This window comes from Streptomyces sp. NEAU-YJ-81 (genome assembly GCF_017592595.1).
Lineage (GTDB): Bacteria > Actinomycetota > Actinomycetes > Streptomycetales > Streptomycetaceae > Streptomyces > Streptomyces hygroscopicus_B.
Window position 1 is genome coordinate 168,434 of sequence record NZ_JAGFNO010000021.1, and the last position, 14,142, is coordinate 182,575.

The 14,142-nt window shown below is 73.8% G+C and carries 10 protein-coding genes; 1 reads left to right on the forward strand and 9 read right to left on the reverse strand.

From position 1 onward, the window contains the following. Window positions 1-152 precede the first annotated feature (152 nt). From J5X86_RS33960 to J5X86_RS33980, 5 genes are all read right to left on the reverse strand, one after another. Window positions 153-1,382, reverse strand: coding sequence for an arginine deiminase (locus J5X86_RS33960; RefSeq protein WP_208520529.1), 1,230 nt, complete (start codon window positions 1,380-1,382; stop codon window positions 153-155). Window positions 1,383-1,496: 114 nt separating this feature from the next. Then, on the reverse strand, window positions 1,497-2,282 hold the full coding sequence (locus tag J5X86_RS33965; RefSeq protein WP_208520530.1) for a hypothetical protein: 786 nt from the start codon (window positions 2,280-2,282) through the stop codon (window positions 1,497-1,499). Between the two features lie 14 nt (window positions 2,283-2,296). Then, window positions 2,297-4,495, reverse strand: coding sequence for a hypothetical protein (locus tag J5X86_RS33970; protein WP_208520531.1), 2,199 nt, complete (start codon window positions 4,493-4,495; stop codon window positions 2,297-2,299). A 260-nt stretch (window positions 4,496-4,755) separates the two neighbouring features. Continuing rightward, entirely contained in the window at window positions 4,756-5,499 is a 744-nt protein-coding gene (locus J5X86_RS33975) for a Crp/Fnr family transcriptional regulator (RefSeq protein WP_208520532.1), read from the reverse strand. 85 nt (window positions 5,500-5,584) lie between these two features. Further along, window positions 5,585-6,772: an MFS transporter gene (locus J5X86_RS33980; RefSeq protein ID WP_208520533.1), complete on the reverse strand. Its 1,188-nt coding sequence runs from the start codon at window positions 6,770-6,772 to the stop codon at window positions 5,585-5,587. Between the two features lie 54 nt (window positions 6,773-6,826). On the opposite strand from J5X86_RS33980, the gene J5X86_RS33985 reads away from it, so the two are divergent. After that, the gene (locus J5X86_RS33985) at window positions 6,827-7,831 is read left to right on the forward strand and encodes a GlxA family transcriptional regulator (RefSeq protein WP_243982111.1); all 1,005 of its coding nucleotides are present in this window, start codon (window positions 6,827-6,829) and stop codon (window positions 7,829-7,831) included. A gap of 103 nt (window positions 7,832-7,934) precedes the next feature. Here the strand turns inward: J5X86_RS33985 and J5X86_RS33990 are convergent, their stop codons facing one another. From J5X86_RS33990 to J5X86_RS34005, 4 genes are read right to left on the reverse strand one after another with little or no spacing between them, the layout of a single operon-like run. Further along, the gene (locus tag J5X86_RS33990; RefSeq protein WP_208520534.1) at window positions 7,935-10,559 is read right to left on the reverse strand and encodes a polynucleotide kinase-phosphatase; all 2,625 of its coding nucleotides are present in this window, start codon (window positions 10,557-10,559) and stop codon (window positions 7,935-7,937) included. Further along, complete coding sequence (locus tag J5X86_RS33995) at window positions 10,556-12,160, reverse strand: 3' terminal RNA ribose 2'-O-methyltransferase Hen1 (protein WP_208520535.1); 1,605 nt, start codon at window positions 12,158-12,160, stop codon at window positions 10,556-10,558. The genes J5X86_RS33990 and J5X86_RS33995 overlap by 4 nt, the downstream gene beginning before the upstream one ends. Before the next feature lie 33 nt (window positions 12,161-12,193). Next, on the reverse strand, window positions 12,194-13,186 hold the full coding sequence (gene mmuM / locus J5X86_RS34000) for a homocysteine S-methyltransferase (protein ID WP_208520536.1): 993 nt from the start codon (window positions 13,184-13,186) through the stop codon (window positions 12,194-12,196). Between the two features lie 23 nt (window positions 13,187-13,209). Continuing rightward, on the reverse strand, window positions 13,210-14,133 hold the full coding sequence (locus J5X86_RS34005) for an LLM class F420-dependent oxidoreductase (protein WP_208520537.1): 924 nt from the start codon (window positions 14,131-14,133) through the stop codon (window positions 13,210-13,212). Window positions 14,134-14,142 lie beyond the last annotated feature (9 nt).

The window sequence follows — 14,142 nt, forward strand, 5'->3', positions numbered from 1 at the left end:
GTCACGGCGAACACGGCGGATCAGGGGCTACGGCATGGCGCCGCGGCCAGGAACCATGGAAGCATATACGATGCTCTGCATATATACGGAGACCAGGGGGTGAACCCTGGCATTACGGTCCGCAGGCTCGCGTTACGGGTCCGCGGGCTCGCCTACGGCTCGACCGGGTCCCGCTCGACCGGACAGCTCATGCACCGCGGCCCGCCCCGGCCCCGGCCCAGCTCGCTGCCCGGGATGTCGATGACCTCGATCCCGCACTTGCGCAGAAAGGTGTTGGTCGTCGCGTTCCGCTCGTAGGCGACCACCACGCCCGGCTCGACCGCGAGCACATTGCAGCCGTCGTCCCACTGCTCGCGCTCCGCCGCGTGGACATCCTGGGTCGCCGTGAGCACGCGGATGGAGTCCAGGCCGAGGGCCGCGGCTATCGCGCGGTGCATATGCTCCGGCGGATGGTCGGTGACCTTGAGGTCCTTGCTGCCCGCGCCCGGCTCGATGGTGTACGAGCGGAGCATCCCCAGCCCCGCGTACTGCGTGAAGGTGTCCCCGTCCACCATGGTCATCACGGTGTCCAGGTGCATGAACGCCCGCCCCTTGGGCATGTCGAGCGCCACGATCGTCCGGGCCGAACCGGCCTCGAAGAGCCGGTGCGCGATCATCTCCACCGCCTGCGGAGTGGTCCGCTCGCTCATCCCGATCAGCACCGCGCCCTTGCCGAGCACCAGCACATCACCGCCCTCGATGGTCGAGGGATACGCGGCCTGCCCCTCCGACCAGACGTGGAAGTCCTCCTTCGCGAAGAGGGGGTGATGGCGGTAGACGGCCTCGTAGTGCACCGTCTCGTGCCAGCGGGCGGGCCAGCGCATCGCGTTGATCGACACCCCGTCGTACACCCACGCGGAGGCGTCCCGGGTGAAGAGATGGTTCGGCAGCGGGTTGACCAGGAAGTCATCGGGCTCCATGGCGTGGAACCGGACGGAGACCGGCTCCGGGTACCGCCCCAGATACTCCCGCTTGGTCATGCCGCCGATCAGCGCCTCGGTCAGCTCGGGGGCGCTCAGCTCGTCGAAGGCGGCGCGCAGATGGTCGGTGGCCAGGGGCCCGTATTCCTTCTCGTCGAAGACCCGGTCCAGCACCAGGGTGCGCGCCTCCGGCAGGCCCAGGCTCTCGGTGAGCAGATCCCCGAAGAGATGGACCTCGACCCCGCGGTCGCGCAGGACGTCGGCGAACCCGTCGTGCTCCTGGCGGGCGCGGCGCACCCACAGGAGGTCATCGAAGAGCAGAGCGTCCTTGTTGGTGGGCGTGAGCCGCTTGAGCTCCAGGTCGGGGCGGTGCAGTATGACGCGGCGCAGCCGCCCGGCCTCGGAGTCGACATGGAATCCCATGCCCCCATCTTCGCCGCTCGCGGCCCGTTCTGAACGCCCGGCGACACGGATCACTCACGCTGATCGCGACGGCTGCCGTGGTTCCGCCGCGGGCCCGTGTTCCGCGCGGGACGGCTATCCGGCCGCGATCACCACGATCAGCACCAGGGCGACCGCGATGAACCCCAGCAGGGCGGAGACCCATAGCTGGCCGGGCTTCAGATCGAGCCCGCCGCCGTCGGCGCCCCCGCGCCGCCACCGCCGCCGTGCCTCGCGCCGGGTGGCGCGGGCCGCCGCCTCCTCGTGCTCCCGGCACTCCTCGGCCACGCCGCCGAACAGCGCCTTCCAGCCCTTCTCACCGAACCCCGTGAACTGCCGGGTGCCGGCGATCCGGCGCACCACCTCACGGCCCGCGCCGTCGGCGGCCGTCCACAGGCCGGGCAGAACGCATGCCATCAGCTCCGGCACCGCGCCGCGCCGCGCGTACGGGCGGACGAGCCCCTCGTACAGCATCAGCGCGTTGCGCACCCGCAGCCGGCGGCCGGGGTCCGCGGCCGGTCCCTCCGCACCGCCCTGGGCACGGGGCGGCGGGTCGAGATAGAGCTGGGCGAGCAGCACCTTCTCGCAGACCGCGTCCGCCAGCTCCGGTCCGCGCTCGGGCGCGCGGCGCACCAGCTCGACCACGACACGGGTGGCCCGCTCGGCGGGCAGCCCCTCGTCCAGCGCGCTCAGCAGCAGGCCGTCATCGGCCCCCCGCAGCGCCGCGGGCAGGTCGTCCCCGCCGTGGCGCAGCGCCTCGCGCAGCATCCGCGCCCCGGTGACCGAGACTCGGCGAACCCCCGCGCCCGCCGTCCTCGCCCGCTCCGCCGTGGTGTCGTCTGTGATCTCCGTGTTCGTCGGGTCCTCTGTCTCTTTCACCATCGATGTCTCTCTCCTCACAGCGCCTCCAGCACCTCCCGTATCCGCGTGGCCGCCGCGGCGTCGAGCGGCTCGTCACCGTCCTGCGCCAGCCGCGGCAGAAAGCCGCACAACACCGTCAGTTGCCGCTCATCGCCGGCCGCCCGCCGGATCCAGCCGACCAGCGCGTCCTCGGCCGCCCCGGCCGATCTGGCCCAGGTCAGCGCGGCCCGCAGCAGCTCGGCCAGCCGCGGCGCGCACCCCGGATGGGCCGCCAGTACCGCCGTGGCCAGCGGCCAGGCGGCGTACGGCTCCAGCTCCGGCACCTCGCACAGCCCCCACAGATGCGAGGTGCGGGTGGTGACCGCGCGCAACACCGTGAGCAGCGCCAGATCCCGGCGGGGCCGCCGGGTGTCGCGCAGCCAGCGGGTGAGCGCGGCCAGCACGGTCTCCGGCTCGGTCCCGGCCAGCAGCCGCAGCACGCTGTAGGAGGTGATGCGGCCGTCGTCGGCGCAGGCGATCCGGCCGAGTTCCTCCAGGGACGCCACGATGGAACCCGCCGCCAGTCCGTAGCCGTGGGCGAGCGCGGCGGTCTCGCGCTCCCGCTCGTCGTCGCCGCGCGCCCAGTCCCGCAGCAGCCCGTTCACGGCGGGGCGCACCCCCGGGGCGCGGGACGCCTCGGCGAGTGCGGTGGCCGCCGCCATCCGCTGCACCGGGCTGTCGGTACGGGCCAGCGGCAGCGCCAGCTCGACCAGGCCGTAGAGGTAGTCGCGGGCACACAGCACGCCCGCGGCGACCGCCGCGCGCACCCACACCTGCGGCCGCGGGTCGTCGCACAGCCCGCGCAGCCAACGGGCCATCGGGCCGCGTAGGTTGTGGTGGGCGTCCCAGGACTCGTGGAGCACGGCGGGCGCCAGCCGCCGCCCCTCGAACCACACCGCGCGCACGGGCACCGACGCGTCCCCGAGGTCCTCCACCCCGTCGCCGTGGACCGCGCGCGCCGTGGCCAGCGAGGCCCCGGGGCGGGCGGCGAACAGCGGGCGCCCTGGCGCGTACTGCGGATCGAGCGTGACGGCCAGTTCCCAGGCCAGCAGTTCGGCGGCCTCCGCCATGAGGCTGTGCGCCGAGCCGTTGAAGACGGCGAGCGCGATCCGCAGCGCGGCGGCGCGCAGCGCGGGCAGCGCGGCGGGCAGGGCGCCGGGACGCCCGGTCTCCAGGAACCACGCACGGGCCTGGTCCGGGGCGAACGACCGGCAGTGCTCCAGCAGCCGCTCCTCGGACAGCCTGCCCTCGGCGTGCGCGGCCAGCAGGCCCGCGAGCCGGGCGGCCTCGCCGGGCCGCGGCTCGTCCAGGCCGAGCGCCTCGGCCAGTTCGGGGCGCCAAGCGGTGGCGCGGGCCGTCTCCAGCAGCCCGGTGGGGCGGTCGGCGAGCAGCTCGATGAGGTGGCGGTCGAGAACGTCGGCGGCGGCCGGGGGCTCGTACGGCACGGCGTGGCGGCGACCGCCCAACAGCCGGTCGGCGGCCGGGCCGCCCGCGACCAGGACGACGCAGAACGCCTCATGCCCGGCGAAGTGGGCGCGCAGCCGGTCCAGCAGGGGCTCGATCGCGAAGTCCGGCTGATCGGGGGGGAGTTCGAGGAGATAGCCGTGGCCCCGCTCGGTCTTCTCCACACCGGACGCCCCGTGGGGGATGCCGGAACCGTGTGGGATGCCGGTCTCAAGCGGGGTGCCGGACCCGTCCGGAATACCGGGCCCATACGGAATACCGTGCCCATACGGGATGCCGGAACCGAGCGGGAGGCCGGACAAGTGTGGGATGCCGAGCCCATGCGGAATGCCGGACCCCAGCCGGGAGACCCCGCCGCCGGCCAGCTCGGACAGTTCGGCGAGGAGGGCGAGCCCGGTCCAGGCACGGCCGGTGCCGGGTTCGCCGCACAGCGCCAGCAGGCCCGTGCGCCGCAGATGGTCGCGCATCGCGGCATAGCCGGGAACGGTCCGGTAGAGCCTCCGCAGCCGGTCCAACTCCTCGCGGGGCACCGGGCCTTCGGGGAGGGGGTACGGCGCCGGTTCGGCGCAGAGCCGGGCGGGGCCGACGGCGATATGCAGATGGGCGCGCGCCTCGCGCGCCGTGCGGGCGCCGCCCGGCTGGCCCGCCCCGTCCAGCGGGCCGCTCTTGGGGATGTCCAGCCGTCGTCCCCGCGACCCCGCCGGGGCGTCGACGTCTTCCGATGCGCTCATCGCCCGCCGTCCTTCATGCCGTGGCCCCCGCTTCCCGCCGTGGCGGTGATGGGGTGCCGGTGAATGCCCGAAGCGGGCGGCGGGGTTTCTCCCCCTGCCCGCCCCGCCGCCCTTCTCCGGTGCGGGGCACTGGGCCGTGCGCACCCCCGTCGCTCACGGTCCCGCGCCCTTTGTGCCACTCCAGGGTCGCCGGGGAACGGCGGGGCGGCTGTAGCCGTTTACACAGTCGCGGAGGACGCGTGGGAAGTGCGCGCCCGCGCTCAGTCGCGGGGGCAGTCGCGGGGGTCGGTCGCGGGGCGCGCCGGGATGTGCTCCCCGGTCGCGCGTCCCTCGGCCAGCAGCCGCAGCAGCGCGATGTCCATCACCACGAAGCGGCGCGAGGCGGTCCGGACGACGCCCTGGCCGCGCAGCAGCCGCAGCGCCTTGGCGACCGCCTCCCGGGTCGAGCCCACCGCGGCCGCGATGTCGTGCTGGGGCAGCGGCAGATCGACGGTGATCGCCCCGTCGGCGGCGGGGTGGCCGGTGCGCTCGGCGAGTTCGACGAGCCGGGCCGCCAGCCGCTGCAGCACCTTCTCCGAGGCGAGTGAGCGCCGCTCCCCGTCGGAGCTGCGGAGCCGGGAGCTGAACTGGCGCATGATCAGCACGGTCGCGACGGGACGTGCGGCCAGATAGGCCCGGAACCGGTCGCCGGAGACCACCACCGCCTCCATCCGGCCGAGCGCGGTGACGGTGGCGCTGCGTGAGCCGTGGTCCACCGCGGCCTGGTCGCCCACGACCTCGCCCGCCCCGCGCAGCGCCAGGATCAGCCGCACCCCGCGCTCGGTCTCCACCGAGACGGTGGCCCAGCCGGAGGTGATCGCCACGACGAAGGTCGTACGGTCGTGCTCGCGCAGCACGACCTCGCCGGGGGCGTAGGCCCGGGGTGTGCCGAGGGCGAGCAGTGCGCGCCGGTCCTCGGCCGGAAGCGCGTGCAGGAAGGGCCGTCCGTCCTCGAAAAGGCTCATCCGCCCTCCCCGCTCAGCTCGTCGTCGTCATGCCTGCGGAGAACCCAGGGACCGGTCAGCACGCTAGGCAGCTGGCACGGGCACGTCAATGGTGCCGTAGCGGGTCCGTGCCGGATCCGCCACTCTCCCCGGGGTCGACCCGAACTCCCGTACGCAAAGCGGCGCCCGCGACGGCCGCGAGCGCGGCGGTCACCGCCGTGAAGACCCACCCGGCGCGCAGCGCGTCCAGCCCCGGCCGCGCGGCGCCACCGGTGATCACGACCAGCGCCGCGACGCCCAGGGCCGAGCCGCCCTGCCGGGACATCATCAGCACCCCGGAGCCGAGGGACAGCTGACGGGCCGGAAGCAGTCCGGCGGCCGAGAACATCACCGGCTGGTAGAGCCCCGCGCCGATCCCGGTGAGCACCAGCCCGGGCATGAACTCCACGGCGTAGTGGGCACCGTCGCCGCCCGCGAGGAGCAGCCACCACACCGGCCCCGCGGCGAAGCACAGCCCGCCCACGACGGCCGTGGTCCGCTCCCCCAGCGCCCGGACGATCCGCCCCGACAGCATCGACACCACCAGGACGGTGAGCGGCCAGGGCGTGACGGCAAGGCCGGCCCGGGCCGAGGACCAGCCCCATGCCCCGGTGAACAGCAGGGTCGCGGCGAGGATCGAGGCGGCGTAGGCGAGGAAGTAACTGAGCAGCCCGAGCGTGGCGGCGGTGAAGGCACGGGTCCGGAACAGCGCGGGGTCCACCACCGGGTCCGGATGGCGGCGTACGTGCGCCACGGCCAGGGCGCCCGTGATCAGGCCGACGGCCGTGGCCCGTTCGCGCGGCGGGAAGGCGGGCAGGGCGAGCGAGAGGGAGGTGGGCACCAGGACGGCCGCCGCCACGCCCTGCACCACACGCGCCGCGATCAGCGTGCCGAGCCCGGGGGCGGCGCCACAGGCGACCGAGGCGAGCCCGAACAGCGCGATGCCGGTCAGGAACGAACGCCGCCCGCCGATCGCGTCGGCCAGCCGACCGGCCGGGACCAGCAGCGCCGCGAGCACGATGGTGTAGGCGTTGAGCACCCAGGACAGCTCGGCGGTGGACGCGGAGCGGAAGTCCGCGCCGATCGCGGGGAAGGCGATGTTGACCGCGATCATGTCGAGCACGGCGAGGAACTGGGCCGCCGACGCGACGGCGAGGATCAGCCAGCGCCGACGGCTGGGGGTGGGGGCGGGCGCCGGATCGGGGGTGGCCGCGGGCACACCGCTCCCCTGGGCCTTGGAGGAAGGGGTCGTCATGCCCGTCCAGCATCGGCCCCGGGGCACGGCGGAACGAGTGGCAGGAGTGACAGCATGCGCTACATTTCTGCCATGCGGTCCATAGCCCTCGCCGTCACCCCGGGCATGCCGATCTTCGACCTGGCGGTGCCCTGCCATGTCTTCGGCACCGATCGCCCCGGACTCCCCGATCCCTGGTATGAGCTGCGGGTCTGTGCGATCGGACCGGGCGGTACGGAGGCCGGTGCCCCGGTCGCCACCCGTTCGTGGTTCGCCGCCCACACCCCGTACGGCACCGAGGAGCTGATCACCGCGGACACGGTGATCGTCCCGGCCTCGGCCGATGTGCGGGGCGATCCGCCCGAGGAGCTGATCGCCGCGCTGCGCGAGGCCCATCGGCGCGGCGCCCGCATCGTGTCGCTGTGCTCGGGGGCGTTCACCCTCGCCGCGACCGGACTTCTCGACGGCCGTACGGCGGCCACCCACTGGATGTACGCGGCGCTGTTCGCCGAGCGCTATCCGGCCGTACGGCTCGATCCGTCCGTGCTCTATGTCGACCACGGCGATGTGCTGACCGGGGCGGGGTCCACGGCCTGCATCGACGTCTGTCTGCATCTGGTGCGCGAGGACTACGGCACCGAGGCGGCCAACACCCTGGCCCGGCAGCTCGTCGCGCCCGCCCACCGGCCCGGCGGCCAGGCCCAGTACATCGAGGCGCCGCTGCCGGAGCGCACCGACGACTCACTCGCCCCGCTGCTGCACTGGGCCGCCGAGCGGCTGCATGAGCCGCTGACCGTCGCCGACCTCGCCCGCCGCGCCCACACCAGCCCGCGCACCCTGGCCCGCCGCTTCCACGCCGCGACGGGCACGACGCCGCTGCGCTGGCTGCAGGGTCAGCGGATCGCGCGCGCCCGGGAGCTGCTGGAGGGCGGCGATCTGCCGGTGGACCGGATCGCGGAGCTGTGCGGGCTGGGGACGGCGGCCAACCTGCGCCGCCACTTCACCCGGGCGGTGGGGGTGCCGCCGCACGACTACCGCCGTGCGTTCCGGGCCCGGGAGGCGCGGGCACCGGCCGTCTGACGCCGGGCCGTCCCGGACCCCGTCCCAGGTCCCGGCCGCCCGTACCTGGGGCGGGGCACGCCGCCCCCGGCCCGGGACAGCGGCCCTGCCCCACCCCCAGCCGCTACAACCGCGGGTCCACCGGCTCGGACTCCAGCGCGAGCACCGCGAATACGGCCTCGTGGACGCGCCACAGGGGCTCGCCCTCCGCCAGCCGGTCCAGCGCCTCCAGCCCGAGTGCGTACTCCCGCAGGGCGAGCGAGCGCTTGTGGCCGAGATGGCGCACCCGCAGCCGGTCGAGGTTCTCCGGGCGGGTGTACTCCGGGCCGTAGATGATCCGCAGATACTCGCGGCCCCGGCACTTGACGCCCGGCTGGACCAGCCGGCCGTCGCCCTTGCGGACAAAGCCCTGGAGGGGCTTGACCACCATGCCCTCGCCGCCGGCCGCCGTCAGGTCCAGCCACCACCGCACGCCTTCGGCGACCGACGCCTCGTCCTCGGTGTCGACGATCAGCCGCCGGGTGGGGGCCAGCAGCCGGGTGCCGTGACCGTCGGCGGCCGGCTTCTCGGCCTCGATCATCCGGTCGATCAGGGCGAGCTGCTGATCATGGGGCAGCGCGGTGACGAGGTTACGGCCCTGGACGGCCAGGATCTGGAACGGCGCCATCCGGATGCCGTCCGGCCCGTCGACCGGCCAGCAGTAGCGCCGGTAGGCGTCGGTGAACGCGGCCGCGTCCGACGCCCGTTCACGCTGCTTGCCGAGGAGGGCGGACACCTCGACACCGCGCGCCTCCGCCCCCTCCAGCGCCGCGAGAACGCCGGGGAAGACGGTGCGGGAGGCGGCGCCCACCGCCGCGTACTGGCTGCGCAGCAGCCCCTCGGCCTTGAGCGACCACGGCATCAACTCGGCGTCCAGCAGCAGCCAGTCGGTGTCCAGCTCCTGCCACAGCCCGGAGTCCTCGAGGGAGCGGCTCAGCACGCGCAGTACGGTCTCGGTGAGCTGGACGTCGTCGAAGAACGGCCGTCCGGTACGGGTGTGGATCGTGCCCGATGCGCCGTCCGGTGCGCCGAAGCGCTCCCGCGCGAGGTCCGCGTCACGGCAGACCAGCGCCACCGCGCGGGAGCCCATGTGCTTCTCCTCGCAGATCACCTGGCGGACCCCGTCCGCGCGGTAGGCGGCGAACGCCTCCGCCGGGTGTTCGAGGAAGCCTCCGTCGGCGGCTCCGCCGCCGGTCCCCTCCTTGGAGGTGGCGGTCGGCGCCATGGTGGGCGGGAGATAGCCGAGCAGCCGGGGGTCCACCGCGAAACGGCTCATGACCTCCAGCGCCGCCGCCGCGTTCTCCTCCTTGACCGCGATCCGGCCCATATGACGGGTCTCGACGATACGGCGGCCCCGCACATCGGCCAGGTCGAGCGGGCGGCCGTCGGCGCCTCCGGGGGCCTCGGTGGTCAGCGGTTTGACCGGTTCGTACCAGACCCGCTCGGCCGGGACGTCCACCAGCTCGCGCTCCGGCCAGCGCAGCGCGGTCATCCGGCCGCCGAAGACACAGCCGGTGTCGAGGCAGATGGTGTTGTTGAGCCAGGAGGCGCGGGGGGTGGGAGTGTGGCCGTAGACGACGGCGGCCCGGCCGCGGTAGTCCTCGGCCCACGGATAGCGCACCGGAAGCCCGAACTCATCGGTCTCCCCGGTCGTCTCCCCGTACAGGGCGTGCGAACGGACCCGGCCGGAGGTGCGGCCGTGGTACTTCTCGGGCAGCCCGGCGTGACACACCACCAGCGCCCCGCCGTCCAGGACGTAGTGGCTGACCAGCGACTCGATGAACGCCCGCACCCGCTCGACGAAGTCCGGGTCCGCGGTGTGCTCCCGGTCAAGCTGCTCCACGGTCTCGGCGAGGCCATGAGTGACCCGCACCTTGCGGCCCTTGAGATAGCGGGCGAGCTTGTTCTCGTGGTTGCCGGGCACGCACAGGGCCGCGCCGGAGGCGACCATGCCCATCACCAGGCGCAGCACCCCGGGGCTGTCGGGGCCGCGGTCGACGAGGTCGCCGACGAAGACCGCCGTACGGCCCTCGGGGTGGGCGGCGTCCACCGGGCGGCCGGACTCGTCGCGGCGCAGGGCGTAGCCCAGCTTGCCCAGCAGGGTCTCCAGCTCGGAGCGGCAGCCGTGGATGTCGCCGATGATGTCGAACGGGCCGGTGAGATGGCGCAGATCGTTGTAGCGGCGCTCGGTGACGACCTCCGCGGCCTCGACCTCGTCGACGCCGCGCAGGATGTGCACCTTGCGGAACCCCTCGCGCTCCAGGGACTTCAGGGAGCGGCGCAGCTCACGGCGCTGGCGGGGGATGACATGGTCGGGCATCCCGGCGCGGTCGGGGCGCTGGGCGTTGCGCCGGGCGCACTCGCCCTCGGGGACGTCGAGGACGATCGCCACGGGCAGGACGTCATGCTCGCGGGCGAGCCCGATCAGGCTGCGGCGGGACTCGCTGCGGACGTTGGTGGCGTCGACAACGGTCAGCCGCCCGGCGGCCAGCCGCTTGCCCACGATGTAGTGCAGCACGTCGAAGGCGTCGGGGGTGGCGCTCTGGTCGTTCTCGTCGTCGGCGACCAGCCCCCGGCAGACGTCGGAGGAGACGATCTGGGTGGGCAGGAAGTGCTGCCGGGCGAAGGTGGACTTGCCGGAGCCCGTGGTGCCGACGAGCACCACGAGGGACAGATCGGGCACGCCGATCGGGCGCTTCTCCTCGGTCATGCTGCTGCCTCCTTCGTCGTGATCGCGGTGCTGTCGCCGCTCCGGCTGTCCGTGCCGTCGCCGCCGCCCTCGGCGGCCATGCGGAAGAGCGCGAGCTGGGTGGGCGGGCCGACCTCGGGGTCCTCGGGGCCGACGGGGCGGAACTCCACCGCGTAGCCGTGCCGTTGGGCGACCTGTTCCGCCCAGGCCCGGAACTCCTCGCGCGTCCACTCGAAGCGGTGGTCGCCGTGGCGCATCCGCCCGGCGGGCAGGGTCTCCCAGCGCACGTTGTACTCCACGTTGGGCGTGGTCACCACGACGGCCTTGGGCCGTGCGGCGCCGAACACCGCGTGCTCCAGGGCGGGCAGCCGGGGCGGATCCACATGCTCGATCACCTCGCTGAGCACCGCCGCGTCATATCCGGCGAGCCGGGAGTCGGTGTAGGTGAGCGCGCCCTGGGTCAGCTTCAGCCGGGCCGACGACGGCCGCTCGACCGAGCCGGTGTCCAGCCCCGGACGGTCCAGCCCCGGACGGTCCAGCCGCAGCCTCCGTGCCGCCTCGTTGAGCGCGCGCATCGACACATCGACGCCCACGATCTCGGTGAACCGCGTCTCCTTCAGCAGCGCACCCAGCAACTGGCCCTGGCCACAGCCCAGATCGAGCACCCTGGCCGCACCGGTCCCGCGCAGGGCGTCGAGTATCGCCTCCCGCCGCCGTACCGCCAGTGGCACCGGCCGCTGCCCGGAACCCTCTTCGCCGTCGTCCTCCTCCAGCGGCTCGGCCGCCGGTTCGCCGATGGCGCTGTCGACGCCGTTGTCGACGGCGTTGTCGATCTCCTCCGCCTCGGTGTCGTCGGCCTCGGCGAGCCGCGCCAGCTCCAGCCGCTCCAGCGCGCTGCGCGTCAGCGACCAGCGCCGGGCCAGATAGCGGTTGGTGATCAGCCGCTGCTCGGGGTGGCGCTCCAGCCAGCCCTCGCCGGAGCGCAGCAGCTTGTCCACCTCGTCCGGGGCTACCCAGTAGTGCTTGGCGTCGTCGAGCACGGGCAGCAGCACATACAGATGGCGCAGGGCGTCCGCCAGCCGCAGCTCGCCCTCCAGCACCAGCCGTACGTACCGCGAGTCGCCCCAGCGCGGGAACTCCTCGTCCAGCGCCACCGGCTCGGCCGCCACCGCCCAGCCCAGCGGTGCGAAGAGCCGCTCGACCAGGGCGGCGCCGCCGCGGGCGGGCAGCGCGGGCACCTCGATCCGCAGCGGCAGCGCCCGCTCCGGCAGCTCGGGCCGGGCCTTGCACTGGCCCCTGAGCGCACTGGAGAAGACCGCGCTCAGCGCGACCGCCAGCAGCGAGGAGGCGGCGTACGGGCGGTCGTTCACGTACTGCGCGAGCGCGGAGTCGGGGGCGCCGCCCCGGCCCTTGCCGCGGCCCCGCCGCACCAACGCCACGGGATCCACTTCCAACAGCAGCGCCGCGGTGCAGCGTTCGGCGGTCGCCTCGGGATAGAGGACATGCGCGGTGCCGTAGGAGGTCGAGAACCGCTGCGCCTTGTCGGGGTGCTTGTGCAGCAGAAACCCGAGGTCGGTCGCGGGGCGCTCGGCGGTGCCGGTGGTGGTTAGCGTCAAGAACACCCGTCCGAGTATCGCCCGGTGTCCCTTCCTCACCTAATGGTTTCTCACCACGGCGGCCAGCTCCGCGATCCGCTCGGGACCCACCCGGCAGCAGCCGCCGATGAGCCGCGCCCCGGCGTCCCGCCATGCCTTCACCCGTCCCGGGTCGAAGGTCGTCCGGCCGCGCCAGCTCCGTGCCGTGGCATCCCACTCCTCTCCGCTGTTCGGATAGACCACCACCGGCTTGCCGGTGATGTCGGCCGCGATCTCCACGGCCCGGTCCGCATCGCCCGGCTCACAGCAGTTGACGCCCACGGCGATCACCTGGTCGACCCCCGCGGCCAGGGCGAACGCGTCCCTCAGGGGCTGCCCGGCCCGGGTGGTCTCCCCCACGATGCTGTAGGAGAGCCATACCGGCACCCCGCATCCCTCGACGGCGCTCAGCAGCGCCGCCGCCTCATCGGCGTCCGGCACCGTCTCCAGCGCCAGCGCGTCGGGCCCGGCCGCGGCCAGCGCCTCGATCCTCGGCCGGTGGAACCGTGCCAGCTCGGCCACGCTCAGTCCGTACCGCCCGCGGTACTCGCTGCCGTCCGCCAGCATCGCCCCGTAGGGCCCGACGGAGGCGGCGACCCACACCGGCTTCGCGCCCCGGTCGCCACCCACGACCCGGTCACCGCCCGCGGCTCGGTCGCCCGCGGCCTGGTCACGGGCCGTCGCGCTCTCGGTGGCCGCCCGCTCGGCCCCCGTGCGCGCCAGCTCGACACTGCGCCTCAGCAGCGCGGTGGCCTGCTCGTGTGCCACGCCCCGGTGGGCGAAGCCTTCGTAAGTGGCCTGATAGCTGCTGGTGATGAGCACCTGTGCGCCCGCCCGTGCGTAGGCGGTGTGGGCCGCCTCGATCTGCCCCGGGTCATCGGCCAGCAGCCGGGCCGACCACAGCTCGTCGGAGAGATCGCAGCCCTGTGCCTCCAGTTGGTTGGACAGCCCACCGTCGAGGACGAGCGGTCCGCGCTCCAACGCGGTGGCCAAGGGCGTGCGGGATACGGACATCACGGGTGCTCCTGGTGGTTCGCTCAGCCCAGCCGGGCCTGGACCTGCGAGGAAATCAGCTCCAGGTGGTCGAGGTCCTGGAGGTCCAGCATCTGGAGGTACATCCGGGAGGCGCCCGCCTCCGCATAGCGGCCGATCTTGTCGACGACCTCGGCCGGGGAGCCCGCCAGGCCGTTCTCCTTCAGCTCCTCGACCTCCCGGCCGATCGCCGCGGCCCGCCGGGCGACCTCGGCGTCGTCCTTGCCCACGCACGCCACGAGCGCGTTGGAGTACACCAGGTCGTCGCCCTTGCGGCCGGCGGCCTCGGCCGCCTTCCGCACCCGGCCGAACTGGCGCTCACTGTCCTCGACCGAGGCGAACGGCATATTGAACTCGTCCGCGTACTGGGCGGCCAGCCGCGGCGTGCGGGTCGCCCCCTGGCCGCCGATCAGCACCGGCACCTTGCTCTGCGCAGGCTTGGGCAGCGCCGGGGAGTCCACCAGCTGGTAGTGGGCACCGTCATAGCCGAAGGTCTCGCCGACCGGGGTCTGCCACAGCCCGGTGACGATGGCCAGCTGCTCCTCCAGCCGGGCGAACTTCTCCTTGGGGAAGGGGATCCCATAGGCCCGGTGCTCCTCCTCGAACCAGCCCGCGCCCAGGCCCAGCTCGACTCGTCCACCCGACATCTGGTCGACCTGCGCGACCTGGATCGCCAGCACACCGGGCAGCCGGAAGGTGGCGGCGGTCATCAGCGTGCCCAGCCGGATCCGCCGGGTCTCGCGGGCCAGCCCGGCCAGGGTGATCCAGGCGTCGGAGGGGCCCGGGAGGCCGTCCACGCTTCCCATGCGCAGATAGTGGTCGGACCGGAAAAAGGCGTCGAATCCGAGGTCCTCGGTGGCCTTGGCGACGGTGAGCAGAGTGTCGTAGGTCGCCCCCTGCTGGGGCTCGGTGAAGATGCGAAGATCCATGACCCCCAT